The sequence below is a fragment of the Halorubrum lipolyticum DSM 21995 genome (assembly GCF_000337375.1).
Classification (GTDB): Archaea; Halobacteriota; Halobacteria; order Halobacteriales; family Haloferacaceae; genus Halorubrum; species Halorubrum lipolyticum.
Window position 1 is genome coordinate 1 of record NZ_AOJG01000020.1, and the last position, 15,996, is coordinate 15,996.

Genomic DNA, 15,996 nt, shown 5'->3' on the forward strand with positions numbered 1-15,996 from the left:
CGCTCAGAGATGTGTATAAGAGACAGGGACGTGCATAAGTCCGAACCGGTCGTGGTCGTTCATGTCCCTGCTCACCGTGTCGGTGTGCGGTGCCATGACGACGGTCGTCTCCCAGCCGTCTTCCCGGCGCTCCTCGGCGAGCAGCTCCGTCTCCTCGAGGGTCTGTTCCCAGGCCTCGACGTGCGCCTCGCCGAGTCGCTGTCGCTTTTCTACGAACGGGTCCGGATCGGGAACCATGAGCTATTCGTCCGGTCCCGCAGGGCATAATTCTTTTCGAGTTCGGTCGGCGGTCAGCGCACGCCGAACCCCGTCTCCAGAAGGAACGAGACGCCGAGAACGATGACGCCGGCGAGAAACACCTTGCCGGCCACGCCGATCCGGTCGGTCGGCGCCGGGAGTCGGACCCAGCGGAGCGGCGGGAGCCGTCGGACGATTCCCTCCAGTCGCGTGCCGCGCGCGCTTATCGGCGGTCCCGACAGGTCCTCGATCGACGAAGGCCACAGCCGGACCGTGCCGTAGCCGACCAACAGCCAGCCGCCGACGAACGTCAACGCCTTCCCGCGGACGAAGCCGCCTCCGGTCGCGATTCCGACGGCGAGCGCGACCCCGGTCACCAACGCGGCGAGCGCGACGGCGTACGCGGCGGCGTCCGCCCACGCTCGCGCGAGCGTGGCGAGTCGGTCCCGAGCGGCGCCCATCGGTCAGTTCCGCGCTTCGATCACGTCGGCGGTTTCCCGATACTCCGACTCGTGGCGGTGGCAGTAGCTCAGCCGCCCGCTCTCGCTCACCTGGTGGAACGCCGGCTTGACGCCTTCGTCGACGCCGCTCGCGCCGACGCCGTCACAGACGCTGCCGAACGCCTGGTTGAACCGGTCGAGCGCCTCGGCCTCGTCGTGGTCGCCGGCGGTGTCGGCGACCTCCGTGAGGATCTCCTCGACCTCGTCGGGCACCGCGACATCGCCGAACAGCTCCTCGTACGTGTCGTCCATGGTGGCGAAGCGAGTCTCCATGCCGAACCGCTCGCGGAGCCGCTCGCGGATCGAGCGCTCGGCCCGCATCCGCTCGCGGAGGATCTCGCGGAAGGAGTTGAGGCTGTCCCAGAGATCGTCGTCGAGCTCCTCGTACCCGTCGGGGCGGATGCGGGCCGGACAGCGCGTACTGAACGGACAGCCCGAGGGCGGATACCGCGGGTTCGGCGGCGTGCCGTGGAGCGTGATCCGGTCGCGGCTCGCGGTCGGGTCGGGCTTGGGAATCGCCGACAGCAGCGCGTGGGTGTACGGATTCGCCGGGTCGGTGAACAGCTCCTCCGTCGGGCCGATCTCCATGATGTTACCGAGGTACATCACTGCGACCCGGTCGCAGATATGCCGGACGACCGAGAGGTCGTGTGCGATGAACAGGTACGTCAAGTCGAACTCGTCTTGAAGATCTTCGAGGAGGTTGATGATCTCGGCCTGGACGGAGACGTCGAGCGCCGAGACCGGCTCGTCGAGCACGATGAACTCCGGGTTGAGCGCGAGCGTCCGGGCGATCCCGATCCGCTGGCGCTGGCCGCCGGAGAACTGGTGCGGGTAGCGGTAGTAGTGTTCGGCCTCCAGCCCGACTTTGTCGAGCAGGTCCCTGACCCGCTCGCGCCGCTCCGCCGGGGTCTTCCACTCGTGGACGTCGAGCGGTTCGCGGACTATCTCGCCGACGGTCATCCGGTCGTTCAGGCTGGAGTCGGGGTCCTGGAACACCATCTGGGCGTTCTGTCGCCACTCGTAGAGCTGGTCGCCGCGGATCTCAGTGATGTCGGTCCCGTCGAAGAAGATCTCGCCGTCGGTCGCGTCCTCGAGCTGGATGAGGGTTCGACCGAGGGTGGTCTTCCCGCAGCCCGACTCGCCGACGAGCCCTAGGGTCTCGCCGCGGCGGATATCGAAGCTGACGCCGTCAACTGCCTTGACCGGCCTGTTGTCGAGCAGGCTGCCGCTGTCGTAGTACGTTTTCAGGTCGCGGACCTCGACCATCGTGTCGGACGTCGCGTCAGGTGTCGTGCTCGGTTGTGCGGTGTTAGAACTCATTCGCGCTCACCTCCGTGGGACCGCCCGCGGTGGCGGGCGATCGCCGCCTCGGTCGACTCGTCCTCCGGATAGAGGAGACACGCCGCCGTGTGGTCGTCCGCGGTCTCGTCGACCGGCACCGGGATCGGATGGACCGCTTCGCACTCCTCGAACGCCTTGGGACACCGTGGCGCGAACCGGCAGTACGTCGGCTCCTCGTTCGGCGTCGGAACACTGCCGTCGATCGTCGCGAGCCTCCCGCCCACCTGTCCGCCGGGTATCGAGTTGAGCAATCCCTCAGTGTACGGGTGTTTCGGGTTCGCGAACAGCGGTTCGACGTCGGCGGACTCGACGATCTCGCCGGCGTACATCACGTTGACCCGGTCGGAGACGTCGGCGATCACGCCCATGTCGTGCGTGATGAACATCACCGCGACGTCGCGAGTCTCTTGGATCTCGGCGATCAAGTCGAGGATCTGCGCTTGGATCGTCACGTCGAGCGCGGTCGTCGGCTCGTCGCAGATGAGCACGTCCGGTTCGCAGGCGAGCGCCATCGCGATCACGGCGCGCTGGCGCATCCCGCCGGAGAACTGGTGCGGGTACTCGTTGACCCGCCGCCTGGCGTCGGGGATCCCGACCGCTTCCAACAGATCGGCCGCCTCCTGTGTCGCCTCCTTACCGGTGAGCCCCTGGTGGAGCGAGAGCGATTCTTTGATCTGGTTGCCTACCGTGTAAACGGGGTTGAGGCTCGTCAGCGGGTCCTGAAACACCATCGAGATCCGGCCGCCGCGCATCTTCCGTTGCGCCTCGCCGGAGACCCGAGTGAGTTCGACGAATCCGCGCCGGATCGACGAGGGGTCGCCGGCGTCGCCGTCGAGGACGAAGACGCACTCGTCGCCGCTCGTGAGCCCGACCTCGTCGCCGTACCCGGCCGCGACCACGTCCACGAGGGGGACGTCTGCCGGGTCGGCGTACCCGAACTCGGCCGGCGTCGCGGCGGTCTGATCGAACACGCGCACCGGGTCGTACCGCGACTCGAGGTCGGCGACGGAGACGGTCCGTCCCGAGAACGCGTCGGCGAACGACCGAACGGTGTCGAGGTCGCGGTAGCGGATGCTGCTGCCGCGCAGGACGCGGCCGGGCGACTCGATGAGCCCCATCAGCGACCGGGCGGTGACGCTTTTGCCGCTCCCGCTCTCGCCGACAATCCCGACGGTCTCGCCGGGGTCGATCGTGAAGTCGATCCCGTCGATGGCCCGGATCGTCTCCTTGTCGGTGAAGAACGTCGTCTGGAGGTTGCGGACGTCGACGAGCGACTCGTCGCCGCCCCCGTCGTCGGTCGCGCCGGTCGGCGTGGCCGACGAGCGGTCGTCGGTCGACATCAGGCGCCACCTCCGGCGGTCGCGGCCTCGGCCTCGTCGACGTCGGCCTCCGGATCGATGGCGTCCCGGATGGCGTCACCGAGCGCGTTGAACGCGACGACCACCAGCACGATCGCGATCCCGGGGACGGTCGCGACGTGCCACGAGGAGGTTGCGACGTACGTCCGTCCGCCGTCGATGAGCCGTCCCCACTCCGGGGTCGGCGGGTTGATCCCCAGCCCGAGGAACGTCAGCGCGGCGGTGGAGATGATGACCCCGCCGATCAGAAGCGACGCGTAGATCAGGATGTAGCCGGCGATGTACGGCGCCATGTGTTTCTGCATCGTCCGCAGCGGCGTCTGGCCGTAGCTCTTGGCGGCGTCGACCCACTCCTGTTCGGAGACCTGGAGCGACGGCCCGCGTATCGCGCGCCACATCCCCGGCCAGAGAGTGAACGCGAAGATCAGCGCGAGCAGTAACCCGCCGTCTAACGGCTGTGCGATCGGGTGGTCCGCCTCCTGGAAGACGACGGAGACGAGCATGATGAGCAGCAGGGCGGGAACCGCCTGTATCGTGTCGCTCGTCATCACCGTCGCGATGTCGGTGATGCCTTTATAATAGGCCGAGAGGAGCGAGAGCACGACGGCGACGAACGCCCCGAGCCCGATGGCCGTCATCCCGATGGTGAGGGACGTTCGCGCCCCGTACGAGAGGTGCGTCATCATATCCTGTCCCCGGTTCGTCGTGCCGAGCGGTGCCCATCTGTCGTAGTCGTCGTAGCTCAACAGCCCGACGGTGTTCTGGCCGTCGGACCGGCTGTCGAGGTTGGCGAACACGTGGTTCACTTCCTGGACCTCGCCGTTCTCGTCGAGGTACTCGAAGCCGTTCGCGTTCGGTTCGTAGATGTTGTGTTCCGCCTCCACGGGGCTGACCGCCGGCGCCCAGAGCGCTAGCACGACGAAGATGAACACGATGGCAAAGCCGAACAGCCCCCAGTAGTTGCTCCGGAACCGACGGACCGTGTCGTCGGTCGGCGTCCAGTCGGCGCCCCGGTAGTGTGTGCGGTACGTCTCGTATCCCCGCCACACCCAGGCGAGGAGCGCGGTCGCGTACGCGAAGACGAGCCCGGTCCGGATCGCCCACGCGACCGCGGGAGAGAGCCCGAGGAAGGTGTCGTCCCAGCCGCCGTCCGGCGTGCGATGTCCCGTGTTCGAGATCAGTTCGCGGCTCGTGAGCGACGGCAACGCGGACGAGAGCGCGTCCACGCTGCCGGTGATCGCGGCGATCGCCGCGGAGAACGCGCCGCCGACCGGGGTGTACGCGATCAGCGCGGCGACGGCGACGAGAGCGCTCGCGAGCTCGACGCGTTTCGCCCAGCGATGCCCCCGACGCGACAGCTCGAGGCCGAGGACGTCGACCGTCGCGTCCGGCACGTACTCGCTGACCGGGATCGAAACGGCGAACGCCAGCGCGAAGCCGAAGACGACGGTCGCGACCGCCCCGGCGGCGGGGCCGAGCGTCCCGGCGACGTTCCCTCCGATAGCGGCCGGCGTGGCCGCGAAGAGGTCGACGACGAATCCGATGACCGCGAACAGCGTGTCGATACCGGCGAACACGCGGCCGATCTCCAGCGCGAGCAGCAACGCCAGCACGCCGAGCCACACGGCCGCCGGACGCGGGTTCTCTCCGAGGAGTTTGCGGAACGATTTATCAGAGTCTCGCTTGTCGACGTCGGTCTGTGTCGTGCTCATTGGTCGTACCCCACGCGCGGGTCGATGATCGTGTAGAGGAAGTCCTGAAGGATGTTCAAAAACAGGATGATCAGGGTGAAGATGAAAAGCAGCGCGCCCGCCATCGGGAGGTCGCCCTGCGTCACCGACTGGAAGAAGATCCGGCCGAGACCGTTGATGTTGAAGATCTGTTCGACGATCACGGATCCGCCGATGAGGAGGAACGCCTCGCTCGTGATCACCGGCAACAGCGGGATCAGGGCGTTCCGGAAGATGTGTTTCCAGACGATCACGCGGCTGGTGAGTCCCTTCGCGCGGGCGGTCTCGACGAAGTTGGCGTTGACCGTCTCCAACATCGCCGTCCGTCCGATCCGCAGCTCGGCCGCCATCGACGCCGACCCCAGAATGAGCGCCGGCGGAAGGATCAGCTTGACGTCGATCGCGAGGGCGGTCCAGTCGCTGACGTACGGCACCGGGAAGAACAGGAGATCCATCGTCGAGAACCAGTCGAAGTCCGGCGTTCCGGTGATACTGATGTCCCTCGACAGGAAGTCGGGGCCGAACGCGTACCAGTCGAAGCCGAACGGGCCCCCGCCGTTGCGCGTCTGTCGGAGCGTCGCGAGCGCCAGCACGCTCAGCCAGAAGTTCGGGAGCGCCTGCCAGAGGATCCCGCCGAAGGACGCGGTGTAGTCGCCGAGCGAGTTCGGGTTGAGACCGGCGTAGAAGCCGAGCGGAATCCCGATGAAGAGGGGCAACAGGATCGCCCAGAAACCGAGCCAGAGGGTCGCGGGGGCGGCCCCGACGACGATCTCGATGATGGGGCGACCGGCCTGAACGACCCACGACTGGCCGAAGTCGAACGTCAGGAAGCTGGTGATGAAGTCCACGTACTGTTGCCAGAGCGGCTCGTCGAGTCCGAGTCGCTCGCGGATCGCTTGGGCGTCACCACCTGTCGCCTGGGGGCCGAGAATCGCCGCGACGGGATCGATCGGCCCCATTCGAAGCATGACGAACAGGAAGCTCAACACGAGGAACAACACGGGGACCGTGAGCAGCAGCCGTTTGACGAAGTACTCCCAGCGGCTCATGGAAGTACCCGTTCTTGCGTGGTCATGGTGGGCATACGTCGAGTGAGTATCCGGGGAGAGACCCGTGATCTAACTAAATGCTTCGATAACGTGGGGAGACCGAAGTTACTCGGCCTCTTCTTCGAGGTTCGTGTGCCAGTCGAGGTAGAACCCGTTGGTCTCTTCCGGCATCACCGACGTGTTGGTGTTGAGCGGCTCGAGCTGGAACATACCGTACGGAACCGCGGGCCAGCTCCAGATCCAGCCGAGCGAGTACATCTGGAGTTCGCCGTCCTCACCGCGGCTCTGGAGCGTCGAGAACTGCGACGTCTCGAGTGACAGGTCGAGGCCGGTCCCGGACAGCAGGTCGCGGATGAGCTCAGCTGCCGTCTGGAACACCTCGCTCTCGTAGGTGGTGAGCGTCATCTCGGTCGGACTGTCGGAGGTGAATCCGGCCTCTTCGAGGACCGTCTGGGCCCCCTGCGAGTCGCTCTCCCCGAGGCCGTAGGGGTAGTCTTCGAGGAACGACTCGTACCCGTCCTGGCCAGTCGGCCAGATCGCCGGCGGCAGGAAGCTGTATGCCGGCGTGCCGCGGCCCGCGAACACCTCCTGGACGATCTGCTCTTTGTTCATCACGTACGCGACCGCCTGTCGCGCCGCCCGCTCCGTGTTCGAGGCGTTGAACCCGAAGTAGAAGGTGCTGATCTCGGAGACCCCGAGGTAGTTCACTTCCTCCTCGAGGTCGCCGGCCGGACCGTACGTCCCGACCTGTCGGCCGCGGTCGTCCTCCTCGGCGTCGATGGCGTCCGCCTCGTAAGCGAACGTCGGCATCTCGAACCGGTCGGCGTTCTGTTCGAGGGAGTACGTCCAAGCGGCCTGGTCGTCCTCGATGATCTCCCAGTTGACGGCCTCGACGCTTGCGGTCTCACCCCAGTAGTCGTCGTTGCGGACGACGCTGACGTCCTCGTCGACGTTGAACTCGTCGAGCTCGAACGGGCCGGTTCCGTTTGCCACGTCGGTGCTGAACTCGTCGTGGGAGACTTCGCCGTCGTAGCCCTCGATGTCGTCGACGTACCCCTCGGGGATCACCGCGAAACTGCTGTACGCGATGATGGAGAGGACGTCGGGGTTCGGGCCGACGAGCTGGATCTCGAGCGTCTGGTCGTCGATGACCTCGACGGCGAGCGAGTCGGGCTCCGGGTCGCCCTCGTCGTCCATCTCGACGTCGATCCCGAGCCCGGTAGGCTGGTTGAGGGTGAACGTCGCGCGCTCGGAGTTCGCCGACTCGACGGTGCGCCGCCAGGAGTACTTCACGTCCTGTGCGGTCACGGTTCCGCCCCCGTGGAACTGGATGTCCTCTTTGAGCGTGAACGTCCACGTGGTCCCGTCCTCGGAGACCTCGTACTCTTCGAGGAGCTGGTTTTCGACTTCGGGGACGCCGTTCGGGAACTCGGTGAGGTTCTCGTAGATCTGCGTGATGACGATCGACGACGCCGTGTCGGTCGACATGATCGGGTCCAGCTCGTCGAAGGTGCTGTTGATGAGGTTGAGCGTGTCGTCACCCTCGACCGTCGTCGTGTTGAGCTGCTGCCAGTGCTTGCCGAGCGCGCCGGTCAGCGGCACGTCGACGTAGTCGTACCAGAACAGCTCGGTGAATCCGTGGTACAACGGGGTGAGCACCGCGTCGTCGCGGACCGCCTCCTCCATCTCGACGTAGGCCTCCTGGCGGAGATCCTCGTCTTCCGGGAGGGGATTCTCGACCGCGCGTTCCCACGCGGCCTGCGCCTGGTCGGCGTAGGTGGGTCCGCTGTCTCCCCCGTCTTCGCCGTCTTCGCCGTCTTCGCCGTCCATTCCGTCGCTACCGTCTTCGCCGTCGGTGTCGTTACCGTCGCTACCGTCGGAGGGCTCCTGATCGGAACAGCCGGCGAGGCTTACCGCCGCCCCGCCGCCAAGGAGGCCGAGTAGCCGTCGTCGCTTCGTGCTCTCAACTGCCTCTCCATTTGCTGGATCGGGCATAGTACTTCGATTTTGCTAGGTGATACTAAAGTCTTCCTCAAGGTTCCGTATAGTCCTCAGGAGAATTCGAACGCGAGTGAACGCTCAGTTGGTCTCGTCGCTCGCCACGCCGTCGACCGAGACCAGCTCCATCAGCGGGTACCCGTCACGCATCGCCATCCGGGTGCGGACCGTCACGCCCTCGTAGGCGATCCGCATCTCGACGTCCATCAGCGAGCCGGTCAGCTCCGTGTAGCCGTTCTCGTGGTCGATCGCGTCCGCGACCCGATCGTCGTGGATCTCGACGGCCACCGACTCGCAGAAGGGCTGGTTCTCGATCGCCTCTGCCATCGCGGCCTCCAGGCTCCGCGTGCTCGACGGGCTGACGGGCGTCCCGGCGAACTGGTGGTACAGCGAGCCGAACTTGATCCCGGCCTCGAAACACGCCTGCTGGGCGTCGGTTGCCATGGGTCGAACTCCGACGGCGGCGGGGAAAGAACGTTCGGAGGCGGAACCGGCGAGGGCGACGACAGCGCCCTGGAATCACCGCGACGCCCGCCCCGCCGCCGAACGGAAGGCGTTAGGTCCGCCGGCCGGAATCGGGGTCCATGGACACGCTTCGCGTGACGGGCGGACGGGTGCTCCGACCCGACGGCCGCGTGACGGAGTCGGACGTGACGGTCGACCGCGACGCCGGCACGGTCGTCGCGGTGGGCGACGAGACCGTGAACGGTGGCGAGACGGCCGGAAGCGGCGAGACCGTCGAGGAAACTCTCGACGCCGACGACACCCTCGACGCCGACGGCGGGCTCGTGATCCCCGGGCTCGTCAACGCCCACACGCACGTCGCGATGACGCTGCTGCGCGGGTACGCCGACGACAAGCCGCTCGACCCGTGGCTGCGCGAGGACATCTGGCCGGCCGAGGCCGAGCTCACGCCCGACGACATCGAGGCGGGCGCCGCGCTCGGCGTCCTCGAGATGATCCGGTCGGGAACGACCGCGTTCGCGGACATGTACTTCGCGATGGACCGCGTCGCGGACGTGGTCGACCGCGCCGGCCTGCGCGCACGGCTCGGGCACGGCGTGGTGACTGTTGGCAAAGACGACGCGGACGCTCGCGAGGACGTCGAGGAGAGCCTGCGGGTCGCCCGCGATCTCGACGGCGCCGCGGACGGCCGGATCCGGACCGCGTTCATGCCCCACTCGCTGACGACGGTCGGCGAGGAGTTCCTCCGCGAGGGCGTTGCCGAGGCGCGCGAGGCGGGCGTGCCGGTCCACCTCCACGCGAACGAGACGACGGACGAGGTCGACCCGATCGTCGACGAGCGCGGGGAGCGCCCGATCGCGTACGCCGAGGAGATCGACGCGCTCGGGCCGGACGACTTCTTCGCCCACGGCGTCCACCTCGACGACTCCGAGATCGACCGGCTCGCCGACGCCGGGACCGCGGTCGTCCACTGCCCCGCGTCGAACATGAAGCTCGCCAGCGGGATGGCCCCGGTCCAGCGGCTCCGCGAGGCGGGCGTCACCGTCGCGCTCGGTACGGACGGGGCGGCCTCGAACAACGACCTCGACCCCTTCGACGAGATGCGCGACGCCGCGATGCTCGGGAAGCTCGCCGCGGCCGACGCGACCGCGGTGCCCGCCACCGCGGTCGTGGAGATGGCGACCGCCGATGGAGCCGACGCCCTCGGGCTCCCCGGCGGGCGGATCGAGCCGGGCGCGGCCGCCGACCTCGCGGTCGTCGACCTCGACGCCCCGCATCTGACGCCGGTCCACGACCCGATTTCTCACCTCGCGTACGCGGCGCGCGGGAGCGACGTGCGCCACACGGTCTGCGACGGCGAGGTGCTGATGCGCGACCGCGAGGTCCTGACGCTCGACGCCGACGCGGTTCAGGAGCGGGCGGCCGCGGCCGCGAGCGACCTCGTCGATCGAGTCGGCGAATAGGAATTTCGAGTCTTAGGCGCTCGGGCTCGATATCGGGAGTGGGTATAGCGAATTGGTGAAACGATTATTTGTAAGCGATCGAGTGACGTTGCTGTCGGCTGTTTATACGTGATCGACGCTTCTGCGGTGAACACCTCCAAAGCCCCAGCCGTGAGGATGGCCCTTTGAGTCCCACCCCGCACCGCAACCGCACAGCCTCACGCCTCCCCAGCCTCGTCGGTCGCCGGAGGCGACCGACTCCCTCGTGCGGGCTGCTCGCGCCCGGTGGGCGCTCGCAGGCGCACGCCACCGCCCTCGTTCAGTTATAAGCGATTGTCGCCGTCACTCTCGGCTTTTAAATACCTCATCGCTACCGACGAACTACAACACCCGCTCCCGATCTGCTTCATCACACACAAGCCGATCGAAGTCGGGTCGCGCCCGAGCCGCGAACCGGCCCTCTCGAGACGCAAATCGACGGCGGTACAGATCGATTAACCGCTCGGTCCCGCCAAAACGCCAAACCGCTGGGACAGCGCCGTTAACCCGAATACAATCCGGGTAAAACCGGCTTAACCGAGTTCCCTTTTTATACGGTAACGGTGTCACGACCCGAGTGGACATGAGCAAACGCACGATTGGCCTGCTGTTGATCGCGGTCGTCGCGCTCGGCGCGATGACCGGCGTCGCGGCCGCCGAGGGCGACCTCGGCGTGGCCGTCGACAGAGGCGCGGACGGGGCATCGACGGTCACGGTGACCGAGAACGACACCGCGGTCGAGAACGCCACCGTCAACGTGAGCGTCGTCGACCCCGCAAACGAGTCGTACGCGGGAGCGGGCGAGTACGAGACTGACGCGAACGGTACCGTCGACCTCGACGCCCCCGAGGAGGACGTGACGGTGAACGTGACGGCGAGTAACGGGAACGACACCGCGTCGACGACGGCCGACCTCGAGGCCCCCGACGGCCTCGAACTCGACGTCGAGGACACCGACGGCGAGCCGGTCGTCACGGTGACGGACAACGACACCGCGGTCGAGAACGCCTCGGTGAACGTCACCGCGGCCGACGAGAACGCCACGTACCTCGGCGCGGGCGACTACGAGACCGACGCGAACGGTACCGTCACCCTCGACGCCGCCGAGGAGGACGTGACGATCGACGTGACGGCCGAGTACGAGAACGACTCCGTCACGGAGACGGTCGATCTCGAGGTCCCCGAGGGGCTCGCAGTCGACGTCGAGAACACCAGCGGTGAACCCGTCGTCACGGTCACCGACGACGGCGAGTCCGCCGAGAACGCCTCGGTGAACGTCACCACCGCCGACGGTCAGAACGTCACCTACGTCGGCGCGGGCGACTACGAGACCGACGAGAACGGCACCGTCACCCTCCCGGCCGCCGAGGAGAACGTCACCGTCGACGTGACCGCCGAGTACGAGAACGACTCCGTCTCGACGACGGTCGACCTGGTCGCCGAGGGCGGCGAGGCCGACGAGGACCAGCCCTTCGGCCAGCTGATGCAGGACTTCATCGACCGTCTGCAGGACCGCGAGGGCGGCATCGGCGCCGCCGTCTCCGACTTCGCGACGGAGAACAACCCGGGGAACGCCCCGGACCACGCCGGGAACCCGGGCGGCCCGGACGACGCGGGTAACGGCAGCGACGCGGGCAACGCGAGCGACGGTCCCGGTAACGCGCCCGACCACGCTGGCAACGGGAACGACGGCGAGCAGGGGCCGCCGGACCACGCCGGTCCGGGCGGTGACGACGGCGACGCGAACGAGAGCGACGACGACCAGGGACCGCCGAGCGACGCCGGCCCGGACGCCGACGAGAGCGACGAAGAGGACGGGGACGACGCCGACGCGGAAGGCGATGACGACGACGCGGAAGGCGGCGATGACGACGACGCCGGGAACGGCCCGGGAAACGGCAACGGGCAGGGCAACGGTAACGGCAACGGCCCCAATAACTGACGGCGCGTCACGCGTCGGTTCGGTTCACACACTGACGGCGGTTCTTTTTCCGGACGCGCTCGGTGTCGGCAGGGTTTAGTGCGCCGTGAGCGAACCGAGAGGTATGAGCGAAACCGCGTATCCGCCGGTGTCGAAGCACCTCTCGGACCTCGAGACGGCCCGAGAGGAGGGGCGCCGGAAGATGGACTGGGCGCTCCAGCACATGCCGATTCTGAACGCCCTTCGCGACGACTTCGTCGAGGAGCAGCCGCTCGCCGACGAGACGATCGCGATGGCGATGCACGTCGAGGCGAAGACGGCGAACCTCGTCGAGCTGCTCGCCGACGGCGGCGCCGAGGTCGCGATCACCGGGTGTAACCCGCTCTCGACGCACGACGACGTGTCGGCCGCGCTCGACACCCACGAGTCGATCACCTCCTACGCGGTCCGGGGCGTCGACGACGAGGAGTACTACGACGCGATGCACGCCTGCATCGCCCACGAGCCCACCATCACCGTCGACGACGGGATGGACATGGTGAAGCTCGTTCACGAGGAATACCCCGACCTGATCGACTCCATCGTCGGCGGCGCCGAGGAGACGACCACCGGCGTCGACCGCCTGCGCGCGATGGACGCCGACGGCGAGCTCCACTACCCCGTCTTCGCCGTGAACGACACGCCGATGAAACAGCTGTTCGACAACGTCCACGGCACGGGCGAGTCGTCGCTCGCGACCATCGCGATGACGACGAACCTCTCGTGGGCCGGCAAGAACGTCGTCGTCGGCGGCTACGGCCAGTGCGGCAAGGGAGTCGCGAAGAAGGCCTCCGGCCAGAACGCGAACGTCATCGTCTGCGAGGTCGACCCGCGGAAGGCCTTAGAGGCCCACATGGAGGGGTACGAGGTGCTGCCGATGGTCGAGGCCGCGAAGAAGGGCGACGTGTTCATCACGACGACGGGCAACCGCGACGTGATCACCCGCGAGCACTTCGAGGAGATGCAGGACGGCGTCCTGCTCGCCAACGCCGGCCACTTCGACGTGGAGGTGAACCTCGACCACCTGGACGAGTTGGCCGTGGACCGCTACGAGGTCCGCGACGGCGTCGAGGGGTTCGAGATGGCCGACGGCCGCGTCCTGAACGTGATCGCCGAGGGGCGGCTCGTCAACCTCGCCGCGCCCATCTCGCTGGGCCACCCGGTCGAGGTGATGGACCAGAGCTTCGGCGTGCAGGCTGTCGTCGTCCGCGAGCTGGCCGACAACGGCGAGAACTACGAGGCCGGCGTCCACGACGTGCCCGACGAGCTCGACCGCGAGGTCGCGGACATCAAGCTCGCCGCCGAGGGCGTCGCGTACGACGACCTCAGCGACGAACAGCGCGAGTACATGGACAGCTGGGAGCACGGGACGTAAGCGGGCAGCGGCGAACCCTGAGAAAAGCCTTTGTGAGTCTGCATACAACCGTATGCACATGTCGAAGAGCATCCGCCTCTCCGAGGAGGCCTATGACCGGCTCGCCGCTCACAAGCGCGAGGACGAGACGTTCTCCGACGTCGTTCTTCGGCTCGCCGGCGAGCGATCGCTGCTGGAACTTGCTGGGGTTCTGAGCGACGACGAGGCAGACGCGCTCCGTGAAGCCGTCGAGGAGCGGCGTGATCGACGCGCCGCCGAGCTGGAGGACGCCGCTGACCGGCTTCGGGAGGCGTAGCGTGCTGCTGGACGCGTCGTTCCTCATCGACTTGATGAACGGAGACGAGGACGCCGTCGAAAAGGCTCGGGAGCTGGAGACGGAACTGGTCCAGCAGCGCATCTCCTCGATGACGCTGTTCGAACTGTACTACGGTATCTCCCGAGCGACCGAATCAGAAAGCGAGCGTCAGAAGGTCGAAGACGTCCTCGCCTCGAAGCCGATCCATCCGGCCGACACCGCCGTCATGCGGAAGGCCGGCCGGCTCGCAGGTGAGCTACAGAACGAAGGGACGCCTGTGGCCGACGGCGACGTGATCATCGCCGCCACTGCCGAGGTCGTCGACGAACCGGTCCTGACCCGAAACGTCGAGCATTTCGAGCGACTAGATGTCGAGATCGAAAGCTACTGAGGACGGAATTTCGACGCTGAACACCCTTCACTGAACCACACGGTGTCGTGAGCGGCTGTGACGGCGTGAACGCGCGGACGAAGCGATTGGATCGGCGCGATGGCAACGGGCCGACCGGCTTTTGTGCGGCGCGACAGTACCGATCTCATGAACCTGACCGCGGTGTTACACGCCGGGTTCGGCGTATCAGTTCTGGCCGGGATCCTCATCTCTGACACGACGCTCCGAATCGCCGCCTTCGCGCTCGGCGCGGTCCTCTTCGTCGCCGGCATCGTCGTGTCGCGGCGGAGCGACTGAAACCGCACGCCCGGCACGCGCCCTTTTTCAGCCGCGACCGCCTATGGAGGCCAGTGACAGTCACGAGCGTCCACGACCCGAGCCACCGCGAGGCCCTCTGGGAGCTGGAGGACGCCTTCGAGCGCGGCGACCTGATAAGCGTCTTCGGGCGCTGCACGGTCGCGTATGAGGGTCGCGCCGCCTCCGATCTCGGCGCGGGCGACCGGCTGCTCGTGTTGAAGCCCGACGGCGCCGCCCTCGTCCACACGGACGAGGGACGCCAGCCGGTCAACTGGCAGCCGCCGGGGTCAGAACACCGCGCCGCGGTCCGCGGGAGACAGCTTCGCGTGCGCTCCACGCGAACCAACCCCGACGAGACGCTGACAGTCCGTTTTTCCGACGTCCACCAGCTCTCCGCGATGGCCGTGACGGGCGGGCGCGACCTCACCCTCCACGGGAGCGAGGAGGACCTCCGGACCCGGATCCTCGAACGCCCCGAACTCGTCGAACCGGGCTTCGAGCCCCGCGAGACCGAGCGCCCGTCGAGCGCCGGCCCGATGGACGTGTTCGGCGTCGACGCCGCGGGCAACCCCGTCGTCGTCGAGCTGAAACGCCGGCGGGTGGGCCCGGACGCGGTCGGGCAGCTGGCGCGATACGTGCGGGCGCTCGGCGAGGAGCTGGGGGCAGCGGAGGCCGATCCCGACGGCACCGGCGGCGACGGCGACGACGACGCACCCTTCGTCCGCGGCGTCCTCGTCGCGCCCTCGGTCACGGACCGGGCCGCAGAGCGACTCGCGGACCGGGGGTTCGACCACGTCGCGCTCGAGCCGACGCCCGAAGAGTGAGGCGGGGACGACCGAGAGACGGCCGGTCGGGATCCGAATCGCGAGCCGGCGACGCCTCGGTATCGAAGGGTTTATCGCCGCAGCACGGGCTACATCGGACAAGTAGCCATGTCTGACAAACCCGCCTCTATGTATCGGACGATCGACAAGCCGTCGTACACCCGCCGCGAATACATCACGGGCATTCCGGGCTCGAAGATCGCCCAGCACAACATGGGCGACCTCTCCGCGGAGCCGGACGACTACCCCGTCCAGATCAGCCTCCGCGTCGAGGAGGAGCTCCAGATCCGCCACGGCTCGCTGGAGAGCGCGCGCCTCTCTGCGAACCGTCACCTGATCAAGGAGCTCGGCGAGGGCAACTACAAGATGACCCTCCGCAAGTTCCCCCACCAGGTCATCCGGGAGAACAAGCAGGCGACCGGCGCCGGCGCGGACCGCGTCTCCGACGGGATGCGGCAGGCGTTCGGCAAGCCGGTCGGGACCGCCGCGCGACTCAACGAGGGCGACGTGGTCTTCACGGCGTACTGCGACGTCGAGCAGGCGTCCGTCGTGAAGGAGGCGTTCCGCCGCGCGTACAACAAGCTCTCGCCGCCGTGCCGGATCACGGTCGACCGCGGCGAGAAGCTGCTCGTCTCGTAGCGATCCCCGACGCTCCCCGTCCGTTCGAGGCGGGTCTTTTTCCGTGCGACCGC

Annotated in this window: 16 protein-coding genes; 8 read left to right on the forward strand and 8 right to left on the reverse strand. The window is 67.5% G+C overall.

Features of this window, described 5'->3' with window-relative positions:
* Positions 1-3 precede the first annotated feature (3 nt).
* The 8 genes from C469_RS08210 to C469_RS08245 form a co-directional block, all read right to left on the reverse strand.
* Positions 4-237: a DUF7529 family protein gene (locus C469_RS08210; RefSeq protein ID WP_008005559.1), complete on the reverse strand. Its 234-nt coding sequence runs from the start codon at positions 235-237 to the stop codon at positions 4-6.
* 53 nt (positions 238-290) lie between these two features.
* Positions 291-698, reverse strand: coding sequence for a DUF7555 family protein (locus C469_RS08215; protein WP_008005560.1), 408 nt, complete (start codon positions 696-698; stop codon positions 291-293).
* Positions 699-701: 3 nt separating this feature from the next.
* Positions 702-2,060, reverse strand: coding sequence for an ABC transporter ATP-binding protein (locus C469_RS08220; protein WP_049911163.1), 1,359 nt, complete (start codon positions 2,058-2,060; stop codon positions 702-704).
* The gene (locus C469_RS08225; RefSeq protein WP_008005562.1) at positions 2,057-3,421 is read right to left on the reverse strand and encodes an ABC transporter ATP-binding protein; all 1,365 of its coding nucleotides are present in this window, start codon (positions 3,419-3,421) and stop codon (positions 2,057-2,059) included. Before C469_RS08225 ends, C469_RS08220 begins: the two co-directional genes overlap by 4 nt.
* A complete protein-coding gene (locus C469_RS08230) occupies positions 3,421-5,151 on the reverse strand; it encodes an ABC transporter permease (protein ID WP_008005563.1) in 1,731 nt (576 codons plus the stop codon). Before C469_RS08230 ends, C469_RS08225 begins: the two co-directional genes overlap by 1 nt.
* Positions 5,148-6,218, reverse strand: a complete 1,071-nt coding sequence (locus C469_RS08235) for an ABC transporter permease (protein ID WP_008005564.1) — start codon at positions 6,216-6,218, stop codon at positions 5,148-5,150. Before C469_RS08235 ends, C469_RS08230 begins: the two co-directional genes overlap by 4 nt.
* A gap of 105 nt (positions 6,219-6,323) precedes the next feature.
* A complete protein-coding gene (locus tag C469_RS08240) occupies positions 6,324-8,213 on the reverse strand; it encodes an ABC transporter substrate-binding protein (protein ID WP_082230122.1) in 1,890 nt (629 codons plus the stop codon).
* 84 nt (positions 8,214-8,297) lie between these two features.
* Positions 8,298-8,660 (reverse strand): dihydroneopterin aldolase family protein, encoded by a 363-nt coding sequence (locus tag C469_RS08245; protein WP_008005566.1) that lies wholly within the window; start codon positions 8,658-8,660, stop codon positions 8,298-8,300.
* Between the two features lie 140 nt (positions 8,661-8,800).
* Here C469_RS08245 and C469_RS08250 point away from each other — a divergent pair, with 140 nt between their 5' ends.
* The 8 genes from C469_RS08250 to C469_RS08280 all read left to right on the forward strand — a co-directional run bounded on the left by C469_RS08250 (position 8,801) and on the right by C469_RS08280 (position 15,943).
* Entirely contained in the window at positions 8,801-10,144 is a 1,344-nt protein-coding gene (locus tag C469_RS08250) for an amidohydrolase (RefSeq protein ID WP_008005568.1), read from the forward strand.
* Between the two features lie 601 nt (positions 10,145-10,745).
* Positions 10,746-12,104, forward strand: a complete 1,359-nt coding sequence (locus tag C469_RS08255; protein ID WP_008005570.1) for a hypothetical protein — start codon at positions 10,746-10,748, stop codon at positions 12,102-12,104.
* A gap of 103 nt (positions 12,105-12,207) precedes the next feature.
* Complete coding sequence (locus tag C469_RS08260) at positions 12,208-13,497, forward strand: adenosylhomocysteinase (RefSeq protein ID WP_008005571.1); 1,290 nt, start codon at positions 12,208-12,210, stop codon at positions 13,495-13,497.
* Between the two features lie 58 nt (positions 13,498-13,555).
* The gene (locus C469_RS08265; protein WP_008005573.1) at positions 13,556-13,792 is read left to right on the forward strand and encodes an antitoxin VapB family protein; all 237 of its coding nucleotides are present in this window, start codon (positions 13,556-13,558) and stop codon (positions 13,790-13,792) included.
* Positions 13,737-14,183, forward strand: a complete 447-nt coding sequence (locus C469_RS08270) for a type II toxin-antitoxin system VapC family toxin (protein WP_241429992.1) — start codon at positions 13,737-13,739, stop codon at positions 14,181-14,183. Before C469_RS08265 ends, C469_RS08270 begins: the two co-directional genes overlap by 56 nt.
* A gap of 147 nt (positions 14,184-14,330) precedes the next feature.
* Positions 14,331-14,480 carry a hypothetical protein gene (locus C469_RS17200; protein ID WP_169330833.1) on the forward strand — a complete coding sequence of 50 codons (150 nt, stop codon included), beginning with the start codon at positions 14,331-14,333 and terminating at the stop codon, positions 14,478-14,480.
* A gap of 53 nt (positions 14,481-14,533) precedes the next feature.
* The gene (nucS, locus tag C469_RS08275; RefSeq protein WP_008005577.1) at positions 14,534-15,304 is read left to right on the forward strand and encodes an endonuclease NucS; all 771 of its coding nucleotides are present in this window, start codon (positions 14,534-14,536) and stop codon (positions 15,302-15,304) included.
* A 108-nt stretch (positions 15,305-15,412) separates the two neighbouring features.
* Positions 15,413-15,943 (forward strand): 50S ribosomal protein L16, encoded by a 531-nt coding sequence (locus C469_RS08280; protein WP_008005579.1) that lies wholly within the window; start codon positions 15,413-15,415, stop codon positions 15,941-15,943.
* The last annotated feature ends 53 nt before the right edge of the window (positions 15,944-15,996 follow it).